We start from the raw sequence: 22,685 nt of genomic DNA, 5'->3' as shown, positions 1-22,685 counted from the left end.
CCGGGTCTCCGTCGCGCGGCGGAGGACGGGTCGGGGGTCGGCGTCACGGCTCGCGGCCGGGCGGGCGCGCGGGTGCGGGTGCGGGCGTCGTGAGGGCCGAGCCGGTCGCACGCGCCGACGCCACGGCGGCCGCGTCGCACCCGGCGAGCCGCAGCACGCCGTCGGCGACGGACGCGGCGACCGACGCGGCGAGCGCCTCGCCGGCTCGGCGGCGGAGGATGACCGACTCCACCAGGCCGAGCACGAGCGGACCCACGTCGCCGTCGGGTGCCGGACCGGCAGGGTGACGCGGACCCGCGGCCTCCTGCGCCGCGTCGTCGCGTGCGGTCGCCGCAGCACCTCCCGCCGGGGCGGGCTCTCCGCCGGCGAGGACCTGGGCGGCGAGGTCGTCGTAGCGCGTGCGCAGGCGGTCGCGCAGCGCGTGGAACTCGGCGAACTGCTCGCCGTCGACCTCGGGCAGCAGGTAGAGCGCGCCGACGTTGACGGGGCTCGTCGTCAGCAGCAGCACGTCGGCGTGCGCGAGCGCCCAGAGCCGTGCGGCGGGCGGGGCGTCGGCGGCGGTCGCGAGGTTGTCGGCGAGCTCGAGCGACGGGCGGACCGACCCGAGCAGCAGCTCGCGCAGGATCGCGTCCTTGCTCGTGAAGTGGTGGTAGATCGACGCCTGCCGGACGCCGGCGCGGTCGGCGACCGCGCGGGTGCTGGTCGCGGCGTAGCCGACGGTGCAGAAGAGGGCCGCGGCGGCGTCGAGCACGTCCTGCCGGGTGTCCCGCTGCTCGTGCGGGTCGCCGGTGGCGCGTGGTCGTCCCGGTCTGCGTCCCATGGCCTGGGGAACGTACCACCGGCCCGTGAGGTGCCCGCTCGCGACGGGACGCTCCCGACGGGCCGTCTCGACGGCCGTCCCTGAGCGCCGACCCGGGTCTGGTGACCGGTACGGCCGCAAATGCGGCAACGACGCCCGGGTCGAGGTCGATCCGCGGCCGGTGAACCGTCGGCACGGGTCCGTCGTCCCGGGGGTGCGGGCGGCGTAACGCAACGTTTACGGGGTGGTGATCGGCGGGGAACAGGCCGTCGCGACGCTGTTTCTGTCAGACGACAGAAAACCCGGGAGCCCCACATGACGACCGTCGACGACACCGGCACGACCGCCGGCGCCCGCGCGCACGCCCGGGCCCAGGAGGCCGCCGCGCACGGCCGGGTCCAGGCCATGCCGACGCTCCCCGCGAGCGCCTGGCCGACCCCGCCGGCCGACGTCGACCCGGCTGACCTCGTGCACGCCGAGGTCGTCGCGGGCGGCGGCTACACGCACCTCGCGGTCGCGCGCGGCACGCACGTCCGGCTCACCGACCTCGACGGCGACGCGTGCGCGCACGTGCTCGCGTACCGGCTGGACCGGCCGTGGGAGCGGCTCAACGTCGCGGACACGGTCAAGGTGCAGTGGCAGGTGTACCTCACCGCGGGCCACCTGCTGCTGTCCGACGCGGGCCGCGTGCTCGCGTCGGTCGTGCAGGACTCGTCGGGCCATCAGGACGCGCTGTTCGGCACGACGACGCGCGCCCGCAACGTGCAGCGCTACGGCGACGGCGACGCGCACGGCCCGTCGCCCGCCGGCCGCGAGCTGTTCGCGCTGGCGGCGGCGAAGCACGGCCTGACCCGCCGCGACCTGCCGCCGAGCGTGTCGTTCTTCCAGGGGGTCCGGGTCGACGACGACGGCCGCCCGCACTTCACCGGGTCGGCGGGCGCGGGCGCCGCGGTCACCCTCCGGGCCGAGGTGCCGCTGCTGCTGCTCGTCGCCAACACCGCGCACCCGCTGGACCCGCGCCCGGCGTTCACGTCGTCACCGCTGGAGGTCCTCGCGTGGGCGGGCCGCCCGACGGCACCCGACGACCCGCTCTGGACCGCCACGCCCGAGGGCCGCCGCGCCTTCACCAACACCGTCGCCGACCTCACCGCCCGGGGGATCGCATGACCACGACCACGCCGACGCCCGGCACGCCCGACACCGCGGTCACCGACGCCTTCGGGACGAGCTCGACGACCGCGCCCGACCTCACGTCCCCGGCCGGGTCGGGCGGGGACCCCGTCCCGGCCGGGGAGGTGCTGCGCGACGACGTCGTCCCGGCCCGCGCACCGTGGTCCGCGGTCGTCGCGGCCGGCGACGTGCTGACGATCGTCGACCTCGGCGGGAACCAGGCGGTCGACTTCCTCGTCTACGACGCGCACGACACGTCGCTGCGCTACAGCGCGCCCGACACGATCCAGGCGCAGGACTCGGTGTTCCTCACGACGGGGTCGGTGCTGCGCGACTGCGAGCACGGCGAGCTCATGACGGTCGTCGCGGACACGTGCGGGCGGCACGACACCCTCGGCGGCGCGTGCTCGCAGGAGTCGAACACGCTGCGGTACGGCCACCACACGCGTGCGCAGCACGCGTGTGTCGAGAACTTCCTCGCGGAGGGCGGCCGGCACGGGCTCGGCAAGCGCGACCTCGTCTCGAACGTCAACTGGTACATGAACGTGCCGGTCGACCCGGACGGCGCGCTCGGGATCGTCGACGGCATCTCCGCCCCGGGGCTGGCGGTGTCGCTGCGGGCGGAGCGCGACGTGCTGGTCGTCGTCTCGAACTGCCCGCAGGTCAACAACCCGTGCAACGGCTTCGACCCGACGCCCGTCCGGATGGTGGTGACCCGATGACGTTCGACACGCTGCTCGTCGCGAACCGCGGCGAGATCGCCGTCCGCGTCCTGCGCACCGCGCGCGACCTGGGCCTGCGTACGGTCGCGGTGTACTCGGACGCCGACGCGGGAGCCCCGCACGTGCACCTGGCCGACACTGCGGTGCGTCTCGGTCCGGCACCCGCTGCGCAGTCGTACCTGCGGGCCGACGCGATCGTCGAGGCAGCGCTCGCGACGGGTGCGGGCGCGATCCACCCCGGCTACGGGTTCCTGTCGGAGAACGCGGGGTTCGCGCGGGCCGCGGAGGCGGCGGGGATCGCGTTCGTCGGGCCGACGCCGGACCAGCTCGAGCTGTTCGGCGCGAAGCACACGGCCCGCGCGGCCGCGGCGGCGGTGGACATGCCGATGCTGGTCGGCACGGGTCTGCTCGCGGACCTCGACGAGGCGCAGGCGGAGGCGGACCGGATCGGGTTCCCGGTCATGCTCAAGGCGACCGCGGGCGGGGGCGGGATCGGCATGCGCGCGTGCGCGACGCCCGACGAGCTCACGGCGGCGTGGGAGGCCGTGCGACGGACCGCGGGTGCGGCGTTCGGGTCCGCGGGCGTGTACCTGGAGCGGCTCATCACGGCCGCGCGGCACGTCGAGGTGCAGGTGTTCGGCGACGGGCTGGGCCGCGTCGTCACGCTGGGCGACCGCGACTGCTCGCTGCAGCGGCGGCACCAGAAGGTCGTCGAGGAGGCCCCGGCGCCGGCGCTGCCCGACGCGGTGCGGCAGCGGATCGCCGACGCGGCCCGCGACCTGGCCGCGTCGGTCCGGTACCGCAGCGCGGGGACCGTCGAGTACGTGTACGACGCGGAGCGCGAGGAGGCGGCGTTCCTCGAGGTCAACACGCGCCTGCAGGTCGAGCACCCGGTGACCGAGGCCGTCTACGGCGTGGACCTGGTCGCGTGGATGATCCGCCTGGCGCAGGGCGACACGAGCCCGCTCGACACCCCGCTGCACCCGCGCGGGGCAGCGGTCGAGGCCCGTGTCTACGCCGAGAACCCGGATCGCGACCACCTGCCGTCGGCGGGCACGGTCACGGCGTTCGCGGTGCCCGCGGACGTGCGCGTCGACACCTGGGTCGAGCCGGGTCTGGAGGTCTCGACCCACTACGACCCGCTGCTCGCGAAGGTCGTCGCGGCGGGCGACGACCGGGACGCCGCGTGGGCCGCGCTCGACGACGCGCTCACGGTCACCCGGCTCGACGGCGTCGCGACCAACCTCGGCCTGCTGCGCAGCATCGTCCGCACCCCCGAGGTCGCGGCCGCCGCGCACCACACGGGCACGCTCGCGCACGTCCGCGACGTGACGCCGCGCGTCGAGGTGGTCCGCGCGGGGATGCTCACGACGATCCAGGACTGGCCGGGCCGCACGCACCTGTGGCACGTCGGCATCCCGCCGTCGGGCCCGATGGACGACCTGTCGTTCCGCCTCGGCAACCGCGCCCTCGGCAACCCCGAGGGCGCCCCGGGGCTGGAGTGCACGATGGCCGGCCCGGAGCTGAGGTTCGTCACGGGCGCGACGGTGCTGGTCGCGGGCGCGCCGACGCCCGTGACGCTCGACGGTGCACCGGTGCCGCAGTGGGAGCCGGTCGAGGTGCCGCCCGGCGGCGTCCTGGCGATCGGCACCCCGACGGCGGGGATGCGGTCGTACGTGCTGGTCCGCGGCGGGCTCGACGTGCCGCGCGTGCTCGGCTCGGCGGCGACGTTCGACCTCGGCCGGATCGGCGGCGCGACGGGGCTCCCGCTGCGGCCCGGCGACCTGGTCCCGCTGGGCGCACCGGCGCCCGACGCGGCCGACGCCCACCCCGTCCCCGTCGACGAGCGGCCCGTCATCCCGTCCTCCTGGCACGTCGGGGCGCTGGAGGGACCGCACGCGGCGCCGGAGTTCTTCACGACGGACGACGTCGAGGAGTTCTACGCGGCCACCTGGTCGGTGCACTTCAACTCGGCCCGCACGGGCGTGCGGCTCGTCGGCCCGAAGCCCACCTGGGCGCGGCCCGACGGCGGCGAGGCGGGCCTGCACCCGTCGAACATCCACGACACCCCGTACGCGGTCGGCGCCGTCGACTACACGGGCGACCTGCCGATCCTGCTCGGCCCCGACGGCCCGAGCCTGGGCGGCTTCACGTGCCCCGCGACGGTCGCGCTCGGCCAGCTCTGGAAGCTCGGGCAGCTGCGGCCCGGCGACGAGGTGCGCTTCGTGCCCGTCGACGAGGCGCAGGCCGACGACCTGCGCCGACGCCCGCAGGCGGACCCGGTCCCGCGCCGGGCGCCGCACGTCGACGGCGGCGTCCTGGGCCGCACGCCTGCCCGGCCCGCACGCACGGCCGGCACCGCGCCGGTCGCGACCACCACCCTGGGCGCCGCGGGTGTCGAGACGACCGACCCCGAGGTCACGTACCGCCGCTCGGGCGACGACAACCTCCTCGTCGAGTACGGGCCCATGCGCCTCGACCTCGCGTCCCGGATGCGCGTGCACGCGCTCATGGAGGCGGTGCAGCAGCGCGTCGACCACGACGGCCTGCGCGGCGTCGTCGACCTCACGCCCGGCATCCGCTCGCTCCAGCTCCACGTCGACCCGGACGTGCTGCCGCTGCGCCGCGCGCTCGAGGTCGTCGAGGAGGTCGAGGAGACGCTGCCCGCGACGCGCGACCTCGTCGTGCCGAGCCGCACGGTGCACCTGCCGCTCTCGTGGGACGACCCGTCGACGCGCGAGGCGATCCAGCGCTACATGGCGGGTGTCCGCGACGACGCCCCGTGGTGCCCGTGGAACATCGAGTTCATCCGCCGCATCAACGGCCTGGACTCGGTCGACGACGTGTACCGCACGGTGTTCGACGCGTCGTACCAGGTGCTCGGGCTCGGCGACGTCTACCTCGGCGCGCCCGTCGCGACGCCGCTCGACCCGCGGCACCGGCTCGTCACGACGAAGTACAACCCGGCCCGCACGTGGACCCCGCAGAACGCGGTCGGGATCGGCGGCGCGTACCTGTGCATCTACGGGATGGAGGGGCCCGGCGGGTACCAGTTCGTCGGCCGGACCATCCAGGTGTGGGACACGTACGCGCGGCACCGGCCGTTCGAGCCGGGAACCCCGTGGCTGCTGCGGATCTTCGACACGATCCGCTGGTACCCCGTGGGAGCCGACGAGCTGCTCGACCTGCGCGCCGACATGGCCGCGGGCCGGCACGACGTCCGCATCGAGGAGAGCACGTTCTCGCTGGCCGAGCACGAGCGGTTCCTCGCGGCGAACGCGCCGTCGATCGCCGAGTTCCAGGCCCGGCAGGCCGACGCGTTCGCGGCCGAGCGGTCGGCGTGGGAGGCGGCCGGCGAGTTCGACCGGCGCGACCCCGAGCCCGCGCTCGCCGGACCGTCCGCCGGTGCGGTCGTCGTGCCCGACGGCTGCGACGGCGTGGAGGCGCCGTTCGTCGCGACGGTGTTCCGCGTGGACGTCCGCCCGGGCGACGTCGTCGAGGCCGGTCAGCAGCTCCTCGCGCTGGAGGCGATGAAGATGGAGGCGCCCGTCGTCGCGGCGAGCGGCGGCACGGTCGTCGACGTCACGGTGACCCCGGGCGACCAGGTGGGCCCCGGTCAGGTGCTCGTCGTCCTCGACCCCGTGGCGGTGACGACGGCGGCGTGACGACGGCCCCGCGCCGGGCGGTCCGTGCTACGCCTGGTCGAGCTCGATGAGCATGCGGGTGTTGCCCAGGGTGTTCGGCTTCACGCGGGCGAGGTCGAGGAACTCGGCGACGCCGTCGTCGTGCGACCGCAGGAGCTCGGCGTACACGTCGGGCGTGACGGGCGTGCCCTCGATGGCGTGGAACCCGTGCGCGGTGAAGAAGTCGACCTCGAACGTGAGGCAGAACAGGCGGCGCAGGCCGAGGCCGCGGGCGCGGTCGACGAGCGCGTCGAGCAGCAGGTGGCCGACGCCCTGGCCGCGGTAGGCCCGGTCGACGGCGAGCGTGCGGATCTCGGCGAGGTCCTGCCACATGACGTGCAGCGCGCCGCAACCGACGACGGTCCCGTCGGGCGCCTCGGCGACGACGAACTCCTGCACGGCCTCGTAGTAGCCGACCCACTCCTTGGCGAGCAGGATGCGCTCGTCGGCGTAGGGCTGGACGAGGGCACGGATCGCGCGCACGTCGGCCGGGCGGGCGGACCGGATCGTGAGCTGGTCGGACGTCACGCGCACACGGTAACCGTCGCGCGCGGCTGCCCGTCCGCGAGGGTCATGGACCCCCGGGGTGGGCGGTCCGTCGCACGGCTGCCGGTCCGACGGCGGCGCCGGCGCGCGCGTCCTAGCGCAGGGCCCCCGCACGGGCCCGCGGTTCGTCACGGCTGTCCAGGCCGGCGCGGTCGGCGTCGGCGTGGTCGAGCACCACGAGCGCGTGCCGGAGCTCGCCGAGCGCGCGCCGCGCGTCGACCGCGAGCGCGGCGAGCGCGGCCCGGCGGTCGGCCCCGCCGTCGCGGTACCGGTAGGGCGGGGCCAGCTCGGCACGTGCCGCGACGAGCGAGATGCGGCGGGCGGCGGCGTCGGTGAGCTCGCGTGCGAGGCGCGCACGCTCGGCGGCGTCGGGGTCGTCCGCGGGCGTGTCGACCGGGTCGCGGCGCCGGTCGACGACCCCGCCGACGGTGGCGACCGTGAGGGCGACGACGAGCAGCCCGAGCATCGCGCCGAGCGTCACGACTTCGTCGCGTCCGTCGCCGACGGCGCTCGACCCGAGCGGGACGGACGCGACGATGTCGGAGACCGTGAACCAGCTGGTGACGGCGACCGCGGCGGCGGCAGGCAGGGCGGCGCGCCAGGGTGCGCGGTGCGCGGCGACGGCCGCGACGGCGACGAGCCCGGCCCACCAGCCGAGCACGAACCAGCCGGTCCAGACGGTCGTCGCGAACGGCATGAGGACCAGCACGGTCGCCCACCCGGGGTGGCGGTGTGCGACGAGCACGCCGAGGACGACGGCGACGATCCCGACGAGGAGCAGCGGTGACCGCAGGGCGGGGACGGTGAGGTAGGCGCCGCCGGGGACGAGGAGGAGCTCGGGCGACAGCGCGAGCGTCACGCCGACGACGCCGGCGAGCACTCCCGCGAGGGGTCCGGGACGCGTCGTGACGGCGTCATGACCACGCTCACCTGCGCCGTCATAGCGTTGTGAGACTGCGTCGCCATCGGCCATGACCCGATCGTGCCGTGCAGCACCGACATCGCGCCACGTCCGACCGGCCCGGACACGCCGGTCACCGCGTGCGCCGGGACGAGAACCACCCGGACGGGTGACAACCGTCGGCGCGGTCCGCCCGGGGCCGACGACCCGGGAGGTGCGCGCGGGCCACGTCACCGCGTCGCCACCACGGCGGACGCGTCAGGAGCCCGACGATCGCCGCGACGCGATCCGCGCCGCCGCGTAGAGCACGAGGCCCACGACGAGCAGCACGCCCGCGAGCAGCCAGTGCCTCGCCTCCTGCTGCGTGAGCAGGCCGACGCACGTCGCGGCGGCCAGCACCGGCAGCGGCGTCCACGCCCGGAAGTGCGGCTGCTCGACGCGGTCCCGACGGAGCACGAGCACGGCGACGTTGGTGCTGAGGAAGACGAGCAGCAGGAGCAGGACGACGGTCGACGCGAGGTCGACGAGCGACCCCGTCGTGGTGAGCACCATGGCGACGGCGGTCGTCACGACGATCGCGACGATCGGCGTCCGGCGCCCGGGGAGGACGCGGCCGAACACGGACGGCAGCAACCCCTCCTCGGCCATGCCGTACGCGAGGCGGCTCGCCATGATCATCGTGAGCAGCGCGCCGTTGGCGACCGCGACCAGCGCGACGACGGAGAACACCTCGAGCGGCACGCCGCCGGCGACGCGCACGACCTCGAGCAGCGGTCCGCTCGACGCCTGGAGGTCGGCGGGCGCGACGACGGCGGGCGCGACGATCCCGACCAGCAGGTAGACCACCCCGGCCGTGAGCAGCGCCCCGAACAGCGCGCGCGGGTAGGTGCGGCGCACGTCGCGCACCTCCTCGGCCAGGTTCGCGGACGTCTCGAACCCGACGAACGAGTAGAACGCGATGAGCGCGCCGCCCAGGGTCGCCGCGGCGACCCCCGTGCCCTCCGGCAGCTCGGTCAGGCGCGACACGTCGCCGTCGCCGCGGCTGAGCACGATCGCGCCGAGCACCACGACGAGCACGAGCCCGCTGAGCTCGATCGCGGTCATGACGACGTTGGCGCGCAGCGACTCCTGGATGCCGCGCGCGTTGAGCGCCGCGACGAGCGCCAGGAACACGAGCGCCGCGGGCACCGCCGGCACGTCGAGGAACACCCCGAGGTAGTCGCCCGCGAACGCGAGCGACAGGCCCGCGGCGGACGTGACGCCCGCGGCGAGCATGCAGTACCCGACGAGGAACGACACGACCGGGCGCCGGTACGCCCGCTGCGCGTAGACCGCGGAGCCACCCGCCCGCGGGTACTTCGTCACGAGCTCCGCGTACGACGCCGCGGTGAGCAGCGCCATGCCGAGCGCGACGAGCAGCGGCACCCAGATCATGCCGCCGGCCTCGCCCGCGAGCTCGCCGACCAGCGCGTACACGCCCGCGCCGAGCACGTCCCCGAGGATGAACAGGAACAGCAGACGGCCGGACACGCTGCGCCGCAGGCGCGTGTCGTCGACGTGGTCCGGGGCGGTGGCGGTGTCGGTCACCGAGCGAGTATCAGCGCGTGCCCGCGGCCCCGCACGGCGAGCGGGTGGCCCGCGGTGGCGGGGAGCGCCGGCGGGTCCCGGCGCGTCAGGCGCGTGCCGACGCGTCGGGGGTGCGTCGTGCGGTCCGGCGCGGCAGCGGGGGCTCGGCCGCGTCGAGCAGGCCGGTCGCGGTGAGCTCGTCGACCACGAGGTCCGTCACCACCCCCGCGCGCAGGGCGGCGAGCAGCGGCGCGACCTTGTTGTCCCCCGCGACGACGCACACCCGACGCGGCACCCGCTGGAGCTCGTCGGGCGTCGGGCCGGTCGCACGTTCGTTCAGGTGCACGTCCTGCCACGACCCGTCGGCGCGCAGGAACACGGTGCACACGTCGCCCACGACGCCCTCGTCGTGGAGCAGGCGCACGTCGGCGTCGTCGAGGTAGCCGGCCGAGTACACGTGCGACGGGACCGCCCCGGCCACCGCGCCGACCGAGAAGACGGCGATGTCGGCCCGCCGCTGCATGTCGAGCACGCGCATCACGGACCGCTCGCGCCACATCGCGCGCTTGGTGTCGGGGTAGTCGAAGAACGCGGGGACCGAGAAGTGGTGCACGGCCGCGCCGAACGCGGTGCCGAACGACGAGATGAGGTCCGACGCGTACTCGATGCCGGACGTGCGCATGTTGGCGGCGCCGTTGAGCTGCACGACGTGCGACCCGCGCGTGGGCTTGGGCGTGAGGTAGCGGGACACCGACGCGAGCGTGGTGCCCCAGGCCACGCCCATGACCATGTCGGAGTCGAACCACGACGACAGGAGACGCGCGGCGGTCATCGACACCTGGTCGAGCCGCTCGATGTGCGACGCGGAGTCCGGGACGGGCACCACGTACGCGTCGACGCCGAACGTCGCGGCCACCGAACGCCCGAGCCCCGGTGCACGCGTGCTCGCGGGGCGCAGCGTGATCTCGACCAGCCCGGCCTGCCGCGCACGTTTGATGAGCCGCGAGACGGTCGACCGGGACGTCCCGAGGTGCCGCGCGATGACCTCCATCTTGAGGTCCTGCAGGTAGTACATGGACGCCGCGCGCAGGACGTCCTGCTCCCGCTCGACGTACATGGACCCCTCCTCCCGCGGACGCCTGTGCATGCACGTATGTGCACCCCGGTTGCGCGTCCGTTCGCCCCGTGATGACGATAGCGAGCGGCCACGGGCGCAGCGATCCGAGGCAGACAGATCACCCGGGGGACGAGAACCACATGCGGACAGCACCACTGACGGTCCAGGCACGCCAGGACGCGCTCGACGTCATGCGCGCGAGCGGCGAGCGCGGCAACGAGCTCGACGTCCTGGTCATCGGGGGCGGTGTCACGGGCGCGGGCATCGCCCTCGACGCCGTGACGCGCGGCCTGTCGACGGCCGTGGTCGAGGCGCAGGACTGGGCGAGCGGCACGTCGAGCCGGTCCAGCAAGCTCGTGCACGGCGGCCTGCGGTACCTGCAGATGCTCGACTTCCACCTGGTGCGCGAGGCGCTCACCGAGCGCGACCTGCTCATCAACACGCTCGCGCCGCACCTCGTGAAGCCGGTGTCGTTCCTCTACCCGCTGGAGAACCGCGTCTGGGAGCGCGCGTACGTCGGCGCGGGCGTCCTGCTGTACGACACGCTCGCCACCGTCAACGGCTCCAAGCGCGCGATGCCGATGCACCAGCACCTGTCCCGCAAGGGCATGGAGCGGCTGTTCCCCGACCTGCGGCACGACGCCGCCGTCGGCGCGGTCCGGTACTGGGACGCGAGCGTCGACGACGCGCGCCTCGTCGAGACCCTGGTCCGCACGGCCGTCTCGTACGGCGCGCACGCCGCGAGCCGCACGCAGGTGCTCGACCTGCACACGACGACCGGCGGTGCGGTCACCGGCGCCGAGCTCGTCGACCTCGAGACGGGCGAGCACCTCGACGTGCGGGCGCGCGCGGTCATCAACGCGACGGGCGTCTGGACGGAGGAGACGGAGAGCCTCGCCGGGTCCGAGGGCGGTCTGCGGGTGCTGGCCTCCAAGGGGATCCACATCGTCGTGCCGCGCAGCCGGATCGCCGGCAACACCGGCCTGATCCTGCAGACCGAGAAGTCGGTGCTGTTCATCATCCCGTGGTCCCGCTACTGGGTGATCGGCACGACCGACACCCCGTGGGAGCAGGACCTCGTGCACCCCGTCGCGACCAGCGCGGACATCGACTACGTCATCGAGCACGCCAACGCGGTGCTGTCCCGCCCGATCTCGCGCGACGACGTCATCGGCACCTGGGCCGGCCTGCGGCCGCTGCTGCAGCCGCACGTCAAGGAGGGCACGTCGTCGGCCAAGGTGTCGCGCGAGCACACCGTCGCCTCCCCCACGCCCGGCCTCACCGTCATCGCGGGCGGCAAGCTCACGACGTACCGCGTCATGGCGAAGGACGCCGTCGACTTCGCGATCGGCTCGCGCGCCACGAGCCTCCCGTCGCTCACGCACGACCTGCCGCTCGTCGGCGCCGAGGGCCTGCGCGTGTTCCAGCGGCAGGCCAAGGCCATCGGTGCGAGGTACGGCTGGGACCGGCCGCGCATGGACCACCTGCTGCACCGGTACGGGTCGCTGCTGGGCGAGCTCATCGATCTCGTCGACGCCGAGCCGACGCTCGCCGAGCCGCTGAAGAACGCGCCCGCGTACATCGGCGCCGAGATCGTCTACGCCGTCAGCCACGAGGGCGCCCTGCACCTCGACGACGTGATGATGCACCGCACCCGGCTCAACTACGAGCAGGCGGACAAGGGCGTCGGCGCGCTCGACGAGATCGTCGACCTCATCGCCCCGGTCCTCGGCTGGGACGAGCGGACCCGCAGCAAGGAGATCGCCGCGTACACCGCCCGCGCGGAGGCCGAGGACGCCGCCGCGCAGGAGCACGACGACGCGGCCGCCGAGCAGGTGCGCCTGCGCGCCGCCGACCTGGCCCCCATGCGCCGCCTCGACGACGTCGTCGGCGCCGGGACCAAGCCGGGCTCGCCGCGCGGCCGCGGATCGGCAGGTCCCGCCGGCACCTGAGCACGACCCGGACTCCCCGCGGCCCGTGCGCGGGGTGCACGTGACAACGACGTCTCGTCAACAGAAGGGATAGGCCGTGGGCACACTCATGTCCCAGGCGTTCGTCTCCGAGATCCTCGGCACCGCGATGCTGATCCTGCTCGGCGCCGGTGTGGTGGCGAACGTGATCCTGCCCGGCACCAAGGGCTTCGGCGGCGGCTGGCTCCTCATCAACTTCGGATGGGGTCTCGCCGTGTTCGCCGGTGTCTACACCGCCTTCAAGTCAGGCGCCCACCTCAACCCCGCCGTCACGATCGGCCTGTTCACGGCCGACCAGCCGTTCTTCAGCAAGACCGGTCCCGAGGACGTCGTCACCGCGTCCATCGCACCGACGGTCGGCAACATGCTCTGGTACTGGCTCGCGCAGATGATCGGCGCGTTCGTCGGTGCCGTCCTCGCGTGGCTCGCGTACAAGAAGCACTTCGACCAGGAGGCCGAGCCCGGCATCAAGCTCGCGGTGTTCTCCACCGGACCGGCCCTGCGGTCGTACGCGTGGAACTTCGTCACCGAGGTCATCGCGACGTTCGTGCTGGTCTTCGTCGTCCTCGCGTTCGGCCCGACGCCGTCCGGCCTCGGACCGCTCGCCGTCGCGCTCCTCGTCGTCGGCATCGGCGCGAGCCTCGGCGGACCCACCGGGTACGCCATCAACCCCGCGCGTGACCTCGGCCCGCGCATCGCCCACGCGATCCTGCCGATCCCCGGCAAGGGCGGCGGCGACTGGTCGTACGCGTGGGTCCCGGTGCTCGGGCCGCTCGTCGGCGGCGTCCTCGCCGGGCTCGCCGGCATCGCCTACATCCTCTGACCGCGGCCACCGACCGAAAGGCAGACCCCCATGCCCGACACGCAGTACGTCCTGGCGATCGACCAGGGCACGACCAGCTCCCGCGCGATCGTCTTCGACCACGGCGGCCAGATCGTGTCCGTCGGCCAGAAGGAGCACGAGCAGATCTTCCCCAGGGCCGGCTGGGTCGAGCACGACCCCGAGGAGATCTGGGTCAACACGCGTGAGGTCGTCGGCCTCGCGCTCACCCGCGCCAACCTGACGTACCGCGACATCGCGGCCGTCGGCATCACCAACCAGCGCGAGACCGCGGTCGTCTGGGACCGCACGACCGGCAAGCCGGTCTACAACGCGATCGTCTGGCAGGACACCCGGACGCAGAAGATCGCCGACGAGCTGGGGGCGCTCGGCGGCGGTGCGGACCGGTACAAGGACCGCGTCGGGCTGCCGCTCGCGACGTACTTCTCCGGCCCGAAGATCAAGTGGATCCTCGACAACGTCGAGGGTGCGCGCGAGAAGGCCGAGCGCGGCGACCTCGCATTCGGCAACACCGACGCGTGGGTGCTGTGGAACATGACGGGCGGCGTCGACGGCGGCGTGCACGTCACCGACGTCACCAACGCGTCGCGCACGATGCTCATGAACCTCGACACGCTGTCGTGGAACGAGGAGATCGCCGGCGAGATGGGCATCCCGCTGTCGATGCTCCCCGAGATCCGGTCGTCGTCCGAGGTGTACGGCAAGGGCCGCGAGGGCGGCATGGTGCCCGGGGTGCCGATCGCGGGCATCCTCGGCGACCAGCAGGCCGCCACGTTCGGACAGGCGTGCTTCGAGGTCGGCACGGCCAAGAACACGTACGGCACCGGCAACTTCATGCTGCTCAACACGGGCACGAAGCCGATCCCGTCGAAGAACGGTCTGCTGACGACGCTCTGCTACAAGATCGGCGACGCGGACCCGGTCTACGCCCTCGAGGGCTCGATCGCGGTCACCGGGTCGCTCGTGCAGTGGCTGCGCGACAACCTCGGGATCATCAAGTCGGCGCCGGAGATCGAGACGCTCGCGGCGACCGTCGAGGACAACGGCGGCGCGTACTTCGTGCCCGCCTTCTCGGGCCTGTTCGCGCCGTACTGGCGGGCCGACGCGCGCGGCGCGCTCGTCGGGCTCACGCGGTACGTCAACAAGGGCCACATCGCCCGCGCCGCCCTGGAGGCCACCGCCTTCCAGACGCGTGAGGTGCTCGACGCGATGAACGCCGACTCCGGGGTCGACCTCACCGAGCTCAAGGTCGACGGCGGCATGGTCGCCAACGACGCGCTCATGCAGTTCCAGGCCGACATCCTCGGCGTGCCCGTCATCCGGCCGAAGGTCGCCGAGACGACCGCCCTCGGCGCCGCGTACGCCGCGGGCATCGCCGTCGGGTACTGGTCCGGCGAGCAGGACGTCATCGACAACTGGGCCGAGGACAAGCGCTGGGAGCCCGCGGCCGACGACACCGAGCGGGACCGTCAGTACCGCCTGTGGAAGAAGGCCGTCACCAAGACCTTCGACTGGGTGGACGACGACGTGCAGTAGGGACGTCACAGGAGGACCGTCGCGGCACCGGGGCAGCCGCGACCGTCACGAGGGCCGGGTGGACCGCAGGCCACCCGGCCCTCGGTGCGCCTGCGCAGGACCGACCGGGCGACGTCGTTCGGAAAGCGCCACGAACAGGGACGCTCCGGCTATATGGTCCGGCCTGACGCCGACGACGTGCGTCCGATCCCTGGAGAGGCCATGCCCGTCCGAACCCCCACCCGCACGGCGTCCCGGGCCCTCGCGCTCGCCCTCGCCGCCCTCCTCACGCTCACCGGGCTGGCGACCGCCGCCACGGCCGGGACGACCACGGGGACCCTCACCGGTCAGGTCGCCGACACGGCCGGCGCACCCGTCGTCTCGACCACCGTCCAGCTCCTCGCGCCGAACGGCCCGCCGGCCGGCCTGTCGACGACGACCGACGACACGGGCGCGTACACGCTCGCGGACGTCCCGGCCGGCACCTACGTCGTCGAGGTCGTCGCACCGTGGGACGGGCCGCTGCTCGGCGGCTACCACGGCGGCGACCGTCCCTGGACGGCGACGACCTTCACCGTCGCGCCCGGCACGACGACCGTCGTCGGCACGACCGTCCTGCAGACGGCCGCGTACGTCGCGGGCCGCGTCGTGTCCGGCGGGCAGCCCGTGACGTCGGCGTTCGTGCAGGTCGCCCCGGCGGGCTCGATCCAGTCGTCCGCGTACGGCGGCACGTGGCTCGACGGCACGTTCCGCCTCAAGGCGCCCGCCGGCCCCCACACCGTCCAGGTGTCCGGGCCCTCGGGCGGCGGCCACCTCGCGACGTGGTGGCCCGGGACCCAGGACCGTCAGCAGGCGGGCACCGTGACCCTCGTCGCGGGCGAGACGACCGCGCTCGGCGACATCGACCTGCCCACCGGGACCGCGATCCGCGGCACCGTGGTCGGCCCCGACGGCGCGCCCGTCGCCGGCGTCTCCGTGTCCGCCTCGTCGAGCACGGGCGCGTCCGGCTGGGCGACGACCGCCGCCGACGGCACGTACTCGGTCAGCGGCCTCACCCCCGGCGCGTACACGGTCGGCTTCCGGCCGCCCGCGTCGTCCGGGCTGCTCAGCGAGTACCACGACGGCGCGCACCGCTGGGAGGACGCGACCCCCGTCGAGGTCGACGCCGACGGTGTGAGCGGCGTCGACGCGTCGCTCGAGCAGGGCGTGTGCCTGACGGGCACCGTGCGCGACGCGCAGGGCACGCCCGTGAGCGGCGCGAGCGTCAGCCTGACGTCCACCGCGGGCGGGTCCGGCACGTACGGCTCGACCGGCCCCGACGGCACGTTCCGCCTCACCGACGCGCCCGCCGGCGACTACGTGCTGCGCGTCGAGAAGTGGGGCAGCGACCTCGTCGCCGGCTACCACCCGGGCTCGACCGACCTCGACGGCGCCACCGTCTTCGCGCTCGACGCGGGCACGTGCGTCGACGCCGACGTCACCATGCCCGTCGGCGGCACCGTCTCGGGCCGGCTCCTCGGCCTCGACGGCACGCCCGTCGGCGGGTACGTCCACGTGCTCGACGGCGAGCAGTTCGTCCAGAGCGCGTCCGCGGGGACGGACGGCACGTTCGTCGTCCGCGGCCTGCCCACCGGCGAGTACCAGGTCCGCGCGCAGGGCGACGAGGGGATCGTGACGTTCCACCCCGGCGTCGCGTCGGGCGCCGACGCGCAGACCGTCGCCGTCACCGCGGGCGACGACACCCCGGTCGGTGACCTCCGGCTGCTCCCGGGCGCCACGATCACCGGCACGGCGACGACGCCGGGCGGCGACCCGGTCACCGCCGAGATGTTCGCGTCCGACCCCGCGCTGACCTACGACGGCACCGTGTGGGGATCGGTCCTGGACGGCGCCTTCACGTTCGACCGCCTCACCCCCGGCCAGTGGGTGCTGCGGGTCGTCGCCGAGTCGCGCGGCGAGCCGTCGATGTACGACGGCGTCACGACGTACTACGACGGCGGCACCGGCACGCAGCAGCGCAGCAGGGCGGTGCCCGTCGACGTCGCGCTCGGCGAGACCGTCGACGGCCTCCACCTGGTCGTCCCGCCGCGCGGCACGGCCGAGAGCGAGCTGACCGCGACGGTCGCGTCGGCGACGGGCGTCGTCGGCCGGAAGGCCACCGTCTCCGTGACCGTCACGGGCGCGCAGGGCGTCCCGACGGGTGCCGTCGAGGTCCACGGGCCCGCGGGCTTCCTCGGCGACGCGCTGCTCGACGCCACGGGGCACGCCGACGTCACGTTCACCGTGCCGGACCTGGCGTGGGGCTCCGACGGCGTGCCGTCCGCGCTGACCGTCCGCCACGTCGGCGACGCCGTGTACGACCAGCGGCTCGTCGAGCTCCCCTTCGAGGTCGACACGACCCCCGACCCGGAGCCCGTGCCGCCGACCGTCGCGTCCGTCGACCCCGCGACGGGCAGCGTCCTCGGCGGGACCGACGTCGTCCTCACCGGGTCCGGCTTCGTCGGCACGCCCGTCGTCACGTTCGGCGGCGTCCCGGCGATCGACGTGGTCGTCGAGTCCCCGACCCGGATCCGGGCGACCGCGCCCGCGCACCCGGCGGGGCCCGCGGCCGTGGTCGTGACGACCGGGCAGGGTGCGAGCGACGGCGCCGCGCAGTTCGCGTACGAGCAGGTCGGGACGGTCACGGCGCTCGCCTCGTCGGCACCGTCGGTGCCGTCGGGCGCACCGGTCACGTTCACGGCCACCGTGAGCAGCCCGTCAGGCACCCCCACGGGCGACGTGCGGTTCGCCGTCGGGTCGGGTCCCGCGCAGACCGTGGCCCTCGTCGACGGCGTCGCGACGCTCACCGTCGCGGCCCCGGCCGCGGGCACGCACACGGTCACGGCGACCTACGCGGGCGACGCGACGTACCTGTCGTCGACCACGTCGGTCGCGCAGGTCGTCACCGCCCCCGCGGCCAAGCCCGTCCTCACGGCCGCGCTGCCCCCCGTCGCCTGCACCGCGGGCGGCACGACCGTGCTGCTCGTGGGCCGGAACCTGCGGGGCACGACGGCGGTGACCTTCGGGTCGACGCCCGCCGCGAAGGTCAGCGTCGTGAGCGACACCGCGGTCGCGGTGCGGGTCCCCGCGCACGCCGCCGGGAAGGCCGAGGTGCGGGTCACCACGGCGGGCGGCACGTCGAAGGCCGTGCCGTTCGTGTACGTGGCCCCGCCGCGCGGCTTCACGTGCCCGAAGGTCGCGCCCGTGTCCTGACGGACGCGTCGCACGACGACGGGAGGGGTCACCGGGCACGGCTCGGTGACCCCTCCCTCGTCGTGGGTGGTCCACGGCAGCATGGGCGGCGGACCCGCGGCCGTGCGCGCCGCGGGCGGTGGAGGAGACGACGATGACGTGGTGGATCTGCCGGACGTGCGCGGTGGAGAGCGCCGCACGGTCCGACGTGTGCCCCATCTGCGCCGACGAGCGGCAGTGGGTGCCCGTGACCGGGCAGGAGTGGACGACGCTCGACGCGCTGCAGGCCGAGGGCCACGGCGTCGCGGTCCGCGAGCTCGAGCCCGACCTGTTCGGGCTGACCGTCGCGCCCGGCGTCGGGATCTCGCAGGAGTCGAAGCTGCTGCGCACGCCCGCCGGGATGCTGCTGTGGGACCCGCTCGGCTTCGTCGACGACGCCGCCGTCGCGGCGGTCCGGGCGCTCGGGGACGTGGTCGCCGTCGCGGCGTCGCACCCGCACATGTTCGGCGTGCAGGTCGAGTGGAGCCGTGCGCTCGGCGGCGTGCCCGTGCTGGTGTCCGCGGCCGACGCGGGCTGGGTCCAGCGTCCCGACGCCGTGGTCGAGACGTGGGAGGGCGAGCGCGAGGTGCTGCCCGGCGTCGTGCTGTCGCAGCCCGGCGGGCACTTCCCCGGCAGCGCGGTCGTGCACTGGGCCGCGGGGGCCGAGGGCCGCGGCGTGCTGCTGTCGGGCGACACGATCTTCGCCAACCCCGACCGCACGGCGGCGTTCATGCGCTCCTACCCCAACCGCATCCCGCTGTCCGGCACGGTCGCGCTCCGCGTCGCGGCGCACGTCGCACGGCGCCCGTTCGACCGGCTCTACAACAACTTCGACGGCGTCATCCCGGCCGACGCCCTCGCCGTCGTCCAGCGGTCCGCCGAACGGCACGCCGCCTGGACCCGCGGGGACTTCGACGACCTCACCTGACGCGCGCTCCGCGCGTCGCCGACATACGGTCGAGGAGGGCGGTCGCCCGCCACCCCGGCGGAGCGACCGCACGGCCGCTCCCAGGAAGAGGGAGCACCCATGAGCAACCCGATCCCCGACCCCGGTCGCGTGCCGGACTCGCCCGTCTTCGACGACCTCGCGCCCGACGACCCACGTCGCGAGGAGGACCCGCTGCCGAGCGACGCGCCGCCCGCACCCGACGCGCCGGGCGTGCCCGACCGAGGCGACCTGGGCCCGACGACGTCGGCCGGGGAGCCGCCCGACTGACCCGAAGGAGCCGCCATGTGGGCCTTCCTGCTGCGCCGCGTGCGCACCGTCCTGATCGCCGCCGTCGTCGTGCCCGTCGTCGCGGGCGTGGCCGGGAAGATCGCGTCCCGCGTCGAGCACGCGCAGGGTGGACCGACGCTCGTGTCGCGCGGCCTGCGCCTCGTCGAGTCCACGGGTCGACGCGCCCGCCGCGCGCTCGCCTGAGCGAGCTCGTCGTCGCCGGGGCGCAGCCGGCGTCCGGCTCGTCGGCCGCGCCGGGCGTCCGCGTCCGGCGGCGGGTCGGCGCGCGGATCAGGTGAAGTACGCGCCGCCGTTCACGTCGAGCACCGTGCCCGTGACGAACGCGGCGCCGTCGGACACCAGGTACAGGACGGCCTCCGCCACGTCGTCGGGGATGCCCGCCCGGCCGACCGCCGCGGCCGAGATCGCCGCACGCTGCGCGGGCTCCGGCGTGTGCGTCGCGTGGAACGGGGTGTGCGCGACGAACCCCGGCGCGACCGCGTTGACCGTGATGCGACGCGGACCGAGCTCGCGCGCGAGCGCCCGCGTGAAGCCCTCGAGCGCGGCCTTCGCGGTCGTGTACGCGACCATGCCCGTCCCGCCGCCGCTGCGTGCCGCCTGCGCGCCGATGCTCACCACGCGGCCGCCGTCCGGCATCACCGACAGGGCCGCGCGCGTCGCGTAGAAGACGGACGACAGGTTGAGGTCGAGCACGTGGTGCCAGTGCGCGTCGTCCATCGCCGCGAGCGTGCGCCGCTCCACGATGCCGCCGACGTTGTTCACCAGCAGGTCGATCCCGCCGCCCAGCGCCGCGGCCGCCGTGCTGACCGCCTTGTCGACGTCCCACGAGTGCCGCGCGTCGACCTGGACCGCCGTCGCCGACCGGCCCTCCTCCTCGATCTCCGCGACGACCTGCGACGGGTCGTGCGACAGGTGCGTGACCGCCACGTCGGCCCCGGCCCGCGCGAGCGCCACGGCGACCGCGCGACCGATCCCGCTGGCGCCGCCCGTGACGAGCGCCCGTCGCCCCTTCAGCCCTTCGCCCACGTCGTCCTCCCTGACCCGCCCGTGGCGGGGTGCCCGCCGTCCGGGGCCCGTTCCTGGCCCCGGCGTCGCTGGCCGAACGGTATCGAGGCGCTTCGCCCCGCGAACAGCCCGTACGTCCTTTTCGTCCGTCCGGTCGACACCCACCCGGTCCAACGACCGCCGGCCGGGCGTCCCCGCGGCCGACCCGCGCGACGGGTCCGGGCTGTCGGCCGGGGCCGGTAACGTCGCCGTCCATGCGTCTGGCCACCTGGAACATCAACTCGATCCGCGCCCGCACCGAGCGTGCCGTGTCCTTCGTCGAGCGGAGCGGCGTCGACGTCCTCGCGCTGCAGGAGACCAAGTGCAAGGACGAGCAATTCCCCCGCGAGCCGTTCGAGGCGCTCGGCTACCAGGTCGCGACCGCCGGGTTCAGCCAGTGGAACGGCGTCGCGATCGTGTCACGCGTCGGGATCGAGGACGTCGAGGTCGGCTTCCCGGGCATGCCGACGTGGGGCGACCCGGCCGTCGCGGAGGCCCGGGCTCTCGGCGCGACGTGCGGCGGCGTCCGCGTCTGGAGCCTCTACGTGCCCAACGGCCGGGAGATCGACGACCCGCACTACGTCTACAAGCTCGACTGGCTCGCGCGGCTGCGCGACGCCGCCGCCGGGTGGCTCGCCGCCGACCCGGAGCTGCCCGTCGCGCTCGTCGGGGACTGGAACATCGCCCCGCTCGACACCGACGTCTGGGACCCCGCCTGGTTCGCGGGCCGCACGCACGTCACGCCCGCCGAGCGCGCCGCGTTCACCGCGCTCGCCGATGCCGGGCTCACCGAGGTGTCCCGCGCGCACGTGCCCGCCGAGCACACCTACACCTACTGGGACTACCAGCAGCTCCGGTTCCCCCGGAACCAGGGCATGCGCATCGACCTCACGTACGCCTCGCCGGCGCTCGCGGCGCGGGTCACCGGCGTCACGATCGTGCGCGACGAGCGCAAGGGCAAGGCGCCCTCCGACCACGTCCCCGTCGTCCTCGACATCGCCGACCGCACGACCCCCTGAGCGGGGGATCCGCACGTCGGCGGCGTCGGCTAGGTTGCGGCCATGAGCAACGAGCCGGGCGGGCCGACGCCCGAGCACGACCCCTTCGCCGCGCCGCGTGACCCGAAGGCCGCCCCCGAGCCGACGCAGCCGCTGCCGCCCCCGCCGAGCGGGTACGAGGCCGTGCCGAGCGCCGCGGCCCCCGCGGCGCCGCAGCCGCCCGCCGGAGCACCCACGCCGCCGCCGTACGGTCAGGCCGGGTACGGGCAGCCGCCGGTCGGGCAGCCGCCGGTCGGGCAGCCGCCGGTCGGCCAGCCGGCGTACGGCCAGCAGGGCTACGACCAGCCCTCGGCGTACGGCCAGCAGCCCGGCTACGGGCAGCCCCCCGCGTACGGCCAGCAGCCCGGCTACGGGCAGGGCGCGGCGTACGGCCAGCCACAGCCCGGCTACCCGCAGCAGCCCGGCTACGGGGCACCGGCCCGTTCGACCGACGGCCTCGCGGTCGCGTCCCTCGCGACGAGCGCGGGCGGCCTGCTGCTGACCGCGGGCCTGCTGTCCCCCGTCGGCCTGGGCCTGGGCATCGCGTCCCTCCGCCGCATCCGGCGGACCGGGCAGGACGGCCGCGGCCTCGCGATCGCGGGGATCGTCATCGGGGCCATCGGGACCCTCACGATCGTCCTCACCGTCGTCGTGGGGATCATCTTCTTCGCGCGCGTCGCCACCGACCAGAACGTGCAGTCCGCGCTCGAGGACCTCGGCGAGACGGTCGACGAGGGCCAGGCGGGTCCGGACGCGTCCGACGAGCTGGGGTACTGGCAGCTGCGCACCGACCTGCCGCCGGGGACGTGCCTCTCCGAGTACCCGAACCAGTACGACATGAGCGACGCGGACGTCGTCCCGTGCTCCGAGCCGCACAGCACCGAGATCGTCACGCAGGTCCAGCTCGACGGCCCGGTCGTCGACGACGTGGACGACCCGTCCTACGACGCGGCCGTCGACGTGTGCTTCACCGCGATCGACTCCCGGGCGCCCGGCCTGTTCGACGTCGGCGGGTTCCCGGACGTCTACTTCCCGCACCCGGACGACTTCGACACGCCCGGCGGGTCGACGGCGCTCTGCACGTACACCGCGGACGAGTCGAACCTCACGGGCTCGATCGTCACGGGTGACGTGCAGGTCGCGGGGCAGGGGGTCGGCTCCTGAACGAGCCGCTCGGGCAGGGGGAGGACTACCCCGAGCCGTACTACGCCGCGGGCTGGGAGGACGCCCGCCCTCCGCGCGAGCCGCTCGCGGCCTGGGCGCTCGC

Annotated in this window: 18 protein-coding genes; 12 read left to right on the top strand and 6 right to left on the bottom strand. The window is 74.8% G+C overall.

What is annotated here, in order from left to right:
* Positions 1–43: 43 nt before the first annotated feature.
* On the bottom strand, positions 44–820 hold the full coding sequence (locus OOT42_RS01845) for a TetR/AcrR family transcriptional regulator (protein ID WP_273653265.1): 777 nt from the start codon (positions 818–820) through the stop codon (positions 44–46).
* 294 nt (positions 821–1,114) lie between these two features.
* Here OOT42_RS01845 and OOT42_RS01840 point away from each other — a divergent pair, with 294 nt between their 5' ends.
* The 3 genes from OOT42_RS01840 to uca are packed head-to-tail and all read left to right on the top strand — an operon-like array spanning position 1,115 to position 6,356.
* Complete coding sequence (locus tag OOT42_RS01840) at positions 1,115–1,966, top strand: urea amidolyase associated protein UAAP1 (RefSeq protein WP_273653264.1); 852 nt, start codon at positions 1,115–1,117, stop codon at positions 1,964–1,966.
* On the top strand, positions 1,963–2,691 hold the full coding sequence (locus OOT42_RS01835) for an urea amidolyase associated protein UAAP2 (protein WP_273653263.1): 729 nt from the start codon (positions 1,963–1,965) through the stop codon (positions 2,689–2,691). The genes OOT42_RS01840 and OOT42_RS01835 overlap by 4 nt, the downstream gene beginning before the upstream one ends.
* Complete coding sequence (gene uca, locus OOT42_RS01830) at positions 2,688–6,356, top strand: urea carboxylase (protein ID WP_273653262.1); 3,669 nt, start codon at positions 2,688–2,690, stop codon at positions 6,354–6,356. Before OOT42_RS01835 ends, uca begins: the two co-directional genes overlap by 4 nt.
* A 27-nt stretch (positions 6,357–6,383) precedes the next feature.
* On the opposite strand, the gene OOT42_RS01825 is transcribed toward uca, so the two are convergent.
* The 4 genes from OOT42_RS01825 to OOT42_RS01810 all read right to left on the bottom strand — a co-directional run bounded on the left by OOT42_RS01825 (position 6,384) and on the right by OOT42_RS01810 (position 10,504).
* Positions 6,384–6,902, bottom strand: a complete 519-nt coding sequence (locus OOT42_RS01825) for an amino-acid N-acetyltransferase (protein WP_273653261.1) — start codon at positions 6,900–6,902, stop codon at positions 6,384–6,386.
* Positions 6,903–7,014: 112 nt separating this feature from the next.
* On the bottom strand, positions 7,015–7,779 hold the full coding sequence (locus OOT42_RS01820) for a histidine kinase (protein ID WP_273653260.1): 765 nt from the start codon (positions 7,777–7,779) through the stop codon (positions 7,015–7,017).
* A 300-nt stretch (positions 7,780–8,079) separates the two neighbouring features.
* Positions 8,080–9,408 carry an APC family permease gene (locus tag OOT42_RS01815; RefSeq protein ID WP_273653259.1) on the bottom strand — a complete coding sequence of 443 codons (1,329 nt, stop codon included), beginning with the start codon at positions 9,406–9,408 and terminating at the stop codon, positions 8,080–8,082.
* Between the two features lie 85 nt (positions 9,409–9,493).
* Positions 9,494–10,504: a sugar-binding transcriptional regulator gene (locus OOT42_RS01810; RefSeq protein WP_168677031.1), complete on the bottom strand. Its 1,011-nt coding sequence runs from the start codon at positions 10,502–10,504 to the stop codon at positions 9,494–9,496.
* Between the two features lie 140 nt (positions 10,505–10,644).
* Here OOT42_RS01810 and OOT42_RS01805 point away from each other — a divergent pair, with 140 nt between their 5' ends.
* The 7 genes from OOT42_RS01805 (at position 10,645) to OOT42_RS01775 (ending at position 19,520) form a co-directional block, all read left to right on the top strand.
* Positions 10,645–12,456, top strand: a complete 1,812-nt coding sequence (locus OOT42_RS01805) for a glycerol-3-phosphate dehydrogenase/oxidase (protein ID WP_273653258.1) — start codon at positions 10,645–10,647, stop codon at positions 12,454–12,456.
* Between the two features lie 88 nt (positions 12,457–12,544).
* Positions 12,545–13,297, top strand: a complete 753-nt coding sequence (locus OOT42_RS01800) for an MIP/aquaporin family protein (protein ID WP_273654761.1) — start codon at positions 12,545–12,547, stop codon at positions 13,295–13,297.
* 30 nt (positions 13,298–13,327) lie between these two features.
* Positions 13,328–14,851, top strand: a complete 1,524-nt coding sequence (glpK, locus tag OOT42_RS01795) for a glycerol kinase GlpK (RefSeq protein ID WP_273653257.1) — start codon at positions 13,328–13,330, stop codon at positions 14,849–14,851.
* 201 nt (positions 14,852–15,052) lie between these two features.
* Positions 15,053–18,082 (top strand): carboxypeptidase regulatory-like domain-containing protein, encoded by a 3,030-nt coding sequence (locus tag OOT42_RS01790; protein WP_273653256.1) that lies wholly within the window; start codon positions 15,053–15,055, stop codon positions 18,080–18,082.
* Between the two features lie 133 nt (positions 18,083–18,215).
* Positions 18,216–19,028, top strand: a complete 813-nt coding sequence (locus OOT42_RS01785) for a hydrolase (RefSeq protein ID WP_273653255.1) — start codon at positions 18,216–18,218, stop codon at positions 19,026–19,028.
* Positions 19,029–19,127: 99 nt separating this feature from the next.
* Positions 19,128–19,316 carry a hypothetical protein gene (locus tag OOT42_RS01780; RefSeq protein ID WP_273653254.1) on the top strand — a complete coding sequence of 63 codons (189 nt, stop codon included), beginning with the start codon at positions 19,128–19,130 and terminating at the stop codon, positions 19,314–19,316.
* 15 nt (positions 19,317–19,331) lie between these two features.
* Positions 19,332–19,520, top strand: coding sequence for a hypothetical protein (locus OOT42_RS01775; RefSeq protein WP_273653253.1), 189 nt, complete (start codon positions 19,332–19,334; stop codon positions 19,518–19,520).
* Between the two features lie 87 nt (positions 19,521–19,607).
* Here the strand turns inward: OOT42_RS01775 and OOT42_RS01770 are convergent, their stop codons facing one another.
* Positions 19,608–20,363, bottom strand: a complete 756-nt coding sequence (locus tag OOT42_RS01770) for an SDR family NAD(P)-dependent oxidoreductase (RefSeq protein ID WP_273653252.1) — start codon at positions 20,361–20,363, stop codon at positions 19,608–19,610.
* Positions 20,364–20,596: 233 nt separating this feature from the next.
* Between OOT42_RS01770 and OOT42_RS01765 the strand changes: the two genes are divergently transcribed.
* Together OOT42_RS01765 and OOT42_RS01760 are read left to right on the top strand one after the other, a co-directional pair.
* Positions 20,597–21,400 carry an exodeoxyribonuclease III gene (locus OOT42_RS01765; protein WP_273653251.1) on the top strand — a complete coding sequence of 268 codons (804 nt, stop codon included), beginning with the start codon at positions 20,597–20,599 and terminating at the stop codon, positions 21,398–21,400.
* 42 nt (positions 21,401–21,442) lie between these two features.
* Positions 21,443–22,582, top strand: a complete 1,140-nt coding sequence (locus OOT42_RS01760) for a DUF4190 domain-containing protein (RefSeq protein ID WP_273653250.1) — start codon at positions 21,443–21,445, stop codon at positions 22,580–22,582.
* Positions 22,583–22,685: the final 103 nt, after the last annotated feature.

The sequence above is a fragment of the Cellulomonas fimi genome, assembly GCF_028583725.1.
Taxonomy (GTDB): Bacteria; Actinomycetota; Actinomycetes; order Actinomycetales; family Cellulomonadaceae; genus Cellulomonas; species Cellulomonas fimi_B.
This window is presented reverse-complemented; position numbering and strand designations above follow the sequence as displayed.